This is a genomic window from uncultured Thiodictyon sp. (assembly GCF_903946935.1).
GTDB lineage: Bacteria > Pseudomonadota > Gammaproteobacteria > Chromatiales > Chromatiaceae > Thiodictyon.
In genome coordinates this window covers 1-4,808 of record NZ_CAJAXH010000264.1, presented here as the reverse complement: position 1 = coordinate 4,808, position 4,808 = coordinate 1, and the positions used below count along the sequence as shown (strand labels likewise).

Annotated in this window: 3 protein-coding genes; all 3 read left to right on the top strand. The window is 61.0% G+C overall.

Annotated features, from left to right (window positions below):
• Positions 1-357: 357 nt before the first annotated feature.
• The 3 genes from QZX93_RS23270 to QZX93_RS23260 all read left to right on the top strand — a co-directional run bounded on the left by QZX93_RS23270 (position 358) and on the right by QZX93_RS23260 (position 4,520).
• A complete protein-coding gene (locus tag QZX93_RS23270) occupies positions 358-1,449 on the top strand; it encodes an acyltransferase (protein ID WP_295389192.1) in 1,092 nt (363 codons plus the stop codon).
• Positions 1,450-1,523: 74 nt separating this feature from the next.
• Positions 1,524-3,131 (top strand): long-chain fatty acid--CoA ligase, encoded by a 1,608-nt coding sequence (locus QZX93_RS23265; RefSeq protein WP_295389190.1) that lies wholly within the window; start codon positions 1,524-1,526, stop codon positions 3,129-3,131.
• Positions 3,132-3,350: 219 nt separating this feature from the next.
• A complete protein-coding gene (locus tag QZX93_RS23260; protein WP_295389188.1) occupies positions 3,351-4,520 on the top strand; it encodes a glycosyltransferase family 4 protein in 1,170 nt (389 codons plus the stop codon).
• Positions 4,521-4,808: the final 288 nt, after the last annotated feature.

The window sequence follows — 4,808 nt, the reverse complement described above, 5'->3', positions numbered from 1 at the left end:
GAGGGTCCAACGGCGCTTCGCGCCGTCGCCGACAGAATGTCGGCGCTCCCAGGCGCGGCGAGGTTTGGTGTCTGCGAATACTTGCCCAGCCTCTGGAGCTGGGTCACGAGAGGTCGGGTGGCCGGAGTTATGATCAACGCCCTCACGCGAAGGCGCGAACAACGGCCGTAGCCGGTCGTTGCGTGGTCGCTTGCCTGCCGGATGCCTCTGTCGTACCCTCTGCCCAAGCGATGGCGGCTCAGAGAATGCTCACGCCTTGATGCGGGGACGGTTGCGGCATTGGTCTCTATCAAGGGGGTAGCGTGCATCGCCGCCAAGGGTAGCCCTGATAGTCCGGATACAAAATCGACGAGAGCCATGGCATCAACTCACGGTAGATTCCTATTTGTCGACGGGCTGAGGGGGTGCGCCGCCCTCTCGGTCGCCATGTTTCACATTGGTAATAGGTTCTCGGGTTTGGAGTTTCTCAATTATGCGGAACTTGGCGTTGCGGTTTTTTTTGTAATTAGCGGATTCGTAATTAGTCATTCTCTGATAAATCAGGCGGTCACCGGCGCTTTTTTTGCGTCGTTTGCATTGAAGAGGTCGCTAAGGCTCGATCCCGCTTATTGGGTTGCTATAGCGATGGCAATTGTTGTGGTCTGGGTTCCTGGCGTTTTATTAAACTATGACGTAAGGCTGCCTAGTTTGAGCGATGTCGTGCTGCATTTATTTTATCTTCAGGGGATTTTTGGGGTCGGGCAAATTAACATTGTGTTTTGGACTTTGTGCTATGAGGTTCAGTTTTACCTAGTGTTTTGTTTAGTGCTTTACCTGATGAGGAAAGCTATTGGATATCGTTTGACTTTCAATATAACAGCTTCAATTTTCTCACTATTGCTTCTGATATCTCTGTTGTGGCCGCTCGGCGTTTTCACGAGTGCTTTCCGCGGGTCGTTTTTTGTGAATCTGTGGTATTTGTTCTTGCTGGGTGCGTTCGCGAGATGGGCTTATGAAAGTCGCTTCGCAGCCATTGTTCTTTTCTTTACTATTTTTGTTTTGTTATCAAGGTTATTTGCCGGTGGCGACGCGGATCTACACCTCTTGGCTGGGTCGGTTACTGCGGTGCTACTGTTTATTGCGATATCAAAAAATAAGATGCAGCAATGGCTGAATTGGGTGTGGGTTCAGTACCTGGGTCGGATTTCTTATAGCCTGTATCTGGTTCACGATATCATTGGTCTTTATGTCCGCGATACCGGGATACATATTTCGCATAAGTATTTTGGTTTGTCGTCGTTGGCTATTAGCTACTGTTGGTGTGTTGCTGCGCTGGCTGCCAGTATTTTCGCTGCTAACATCTTGTATAAGTACGTAGAACGTCCGAGTCATTCTTTATCTCGCAAGCTCGATATCCGCAGCGTAAAGGTGGGTATAGCTAGTATGCTGAACTATGCGAGAGGCCGATAGTGGGTCCGGCCCGTTCGTGCCGATGCGGCAAGCACCATTTTGATCGTTTAATCCTCGGCTGATTGAGAGATGCTATGACGCACACCCCCATCGATCTCATACCAGAGCGTTTTCGACGCGTCGCCGCCGCGCGGGGCGACGCCCTCTGTGTCTTCGCCGATACCGGTAACCGCAGCTTCGCCGACTTGGACCGTGCCTCCGATGGGCTTGCGGCCGCACTCGCGGCACGGGGTCTGCAAATGGCTGATCGCGTGGGGCTCCTGTGTATCAACGGTGCCGATTTCGTCATCGCCTATCTCGGCATCCTCAAGGCCGGTGCGACCGTGGTACCGCTGAATCTCATGCTCAGTCCACGCGAGATGGGCTACATCCTGGCCGACAGCGGTGCCCGCGGTCTCATCCACCACCACACCTATCACGCCGCGGCGGTTGAAGCCTGCGCCGGGCTCGATTTGGCGCTGCGCGTGCGCATCGGTGAGGGCGATGGTGCGGCCGCCCTGTCCTGCGACGCGCTGATCGGCGAGGGCAACCAAAACCCGGGCGGGCCGCCGTCCCTGACCGCCGACCCGGCGGAGTCGGTCGCGGCCATCCTCTATACCTCAGGGACCACCGGCCACCCCAAGGGCGCCATGCTGACCCACCGTAATCTGCTCAACAATGCTGCGAGTGTCGCCCAGGCCCTGGGATTCTCTTGTGAGGATCGGGTCCTGGTGGTACTGCCGATGTTTCATGCCTTCGCCGCGACCGTCGGGATGCTGACGCCCCTGGTGCAGGGTTGCGGTCTGGTCCCGGTCCCCCGTTTCGATCCCAAGGCGGTCACCCAGGCCATCGCGACCCATGGCGCGACGATCTTTCTCGGGGTGCCGAGCATGTACCAGGTCTTGCTGCGGCTCGACGATGCGGCGCTCCCCGCCTGGGGCGGGGTGCGGGTCTGTGTCAGCGGTGGCGCGGCGATGCCGGCAGCCGTGATGGCGGCCTTCGAGCGCCGCTTTGGGGTGCCGGTGCTGGAGGGGGATGGGCCGACCGAGTGCTCGCCGGTGACCTGTGTCAATCCGTTGATCGGGGAGCGCAAGCCGGGTTCCGTCGGGTTGCCGGTGCCGGGGGTGGCGATGTGCATCCTGGACGCGGACGGTCGCCCGGTGGCCGACGACCTACCGGGCGAGGTCTGTGTGCGCGGCCCGAGTGTCATGAAGGGTTATTTCAACCTGCCGGAGGAGACGGCCGCGGCCTTCTTCGGCGATTGGTTCCGTACCGGCGACCTCGGGACGCGTGACACGGATGGCTATTTCTATCTGGTCGACCGGATCAAGGACCTGATCATCGTCAACGGGATGAACGTCTATCCCCGCGTCATCGAGGAGGTGCTTTACGCCCACCCGGGCGTGATGGAGGTGGCGGTGGTCGGGGACCCGGATAGCCGCCATGGCGAGGTCCCGGTGGCGCACCTGGTACTCAAGCCGGAGGTCGCGTTGTCGGTGGCGCAACTGCGCGACTGGTGTCGGGGGCGGCTGGGCCGCCACGAACTGCCCCGCCGCTATGTGATCCATGAGGCGCTGCCCCGCAATGCTGCCGGTAAGGTCCTCAAGCGCGAACTGCGCCGTACCGGGGAGGTGGAGCGCGGGGTGGCGGCTCCACCGTCTGAGTGCCGCTCCGTTACCTCGAATACCACCGGAGTCAGGTAAAAAGGTGGGCTAGCGTAACGGGTTGATGTCGATGTACCATCGTCCCTAGGCTCGACTATAGCGGGTCCGCCGAACAACTCGCCGAGTTGCGTGCCGCCCATCGACCGACGTGTGACCAGCGCGAGGCAGACCGCATCAAGGCGGTCGTGTCGCTGGCGAGCGGTTGGCCGGCAGAGCAGTTCGCCGAAGCGATAATCAAGGTTCCTGAAGCGTCCGATCATGCATGTCGTCATCATCTGTCCGTCCTTTGGCGGCGTCGGCGCAGTTTCTAATGTTGCGCTGCATCACGCGATTGAGTTGGCCAAGCGGTTTCAGGTGACCGTGCTGTCTGACAGTTTTCCAGCGGATGAGATTGCGGGGGTCGCGTGCGTCGCGCTGAGACCTGCCCGCTTTGGGATGCTGCGCCGCTTTGCCCATGTGCCGAATGAGATTGCCTTCGCCCTAACCGCCAGGGCCGCGGTGGCACGGCTTCACCAACGCGACCCGGTTGGTTTTGTGATCGGGCACGGCCATCTGGTGGTGGCAACGGTTGCGGCAAGACGCCTGCTGCCGGCGCTCGGCATTCGCGTGGCGCTCGTCACGCACGGCGACATCTTCGATCGGCCGGCTGGTACCTATGACCCACGGTTGACCTGGCTCTATCGTACGGTGACGCGGCCCGCGTACCGCGGCGCCGATCTCGTGGTCGCACTCTCCCCACATATGGCGGGCCGCGCCATTGCGGGCGGTGCCGTGCGCGAGCGGGTGGTCTGCATTCCAAATGGTATCGATCCGCAGGATATCGGGGGCGGGGGCGTCAGACGTGCGCCGACAGCGGCGGTCTCAGATTGCCTGGAACTGTTGTATGTCGGGCGTCTGTCGGTCGAGAAGGGGGTAAGTACCCTCATCGCGGCGGCGGCGATCCTGCGCGCCCGCGGCCTTAGCATCAGGTTGCGGGTCGTCGGGGCAGGACCGACGGCGGATGTCCTGCGAGCGCAGGTGAGCCAGCTCCAACTCAATGATGTCGTGCAGTTCATCGGGGGCGTCCCACGATTGGCGTTGGGCGAGATCTATCAGTCTGCCGATATCGTCTGCGTGCCCTCCGTGAGCGATCCGTTGCCCACCGTGGTGCTCGAGGCGATGGCCGCCGGTGTAGCAGTCGTGGGCTCTGATGTCGGCGGTATTCCATTCATGGTCGAGGACGGTGTCACGGGGCTGATCTTCAAGGCGAATGACCCGGTGGCGCAGGCCGACGCGTTGCAGCGATTCGCAGGCGATGCGGGACTGGCACGCCAGATGGGTGAGGCGGGCCAGCGGCGGGTGGCGCTCCAGTTCAATTGGCCTGCGATCGGACAGTTACTTGCGCGAGCGCTGGATGCATCGAGGCCGTTGCCCGGTATCACAGGGTAGAGCGCGGGCAAGCGCCTGAGCTGATGGGCATCGCGAAAGCGGCTCCTGAATGCGCAACCGCACGCAACGACCCGCTCCTCGCGTTGTCGACGCAGGGAGCGCCCTCGGTCATTATCCAGCGTCGGTGTCAAGCCCGAAATCTGCGGCCCAGCAATTCCCGCTCCCCCGCATCGTGGTCGGCCAAGGCGAGTACGCGGCGGCAGCGCGAAAAGGTAGGCACAGCAGCCCCTCGCCGACGCGCGGCGATGCTGAAACGGTTGGTTGACGATCCCCCTCAAGAACGGCGCT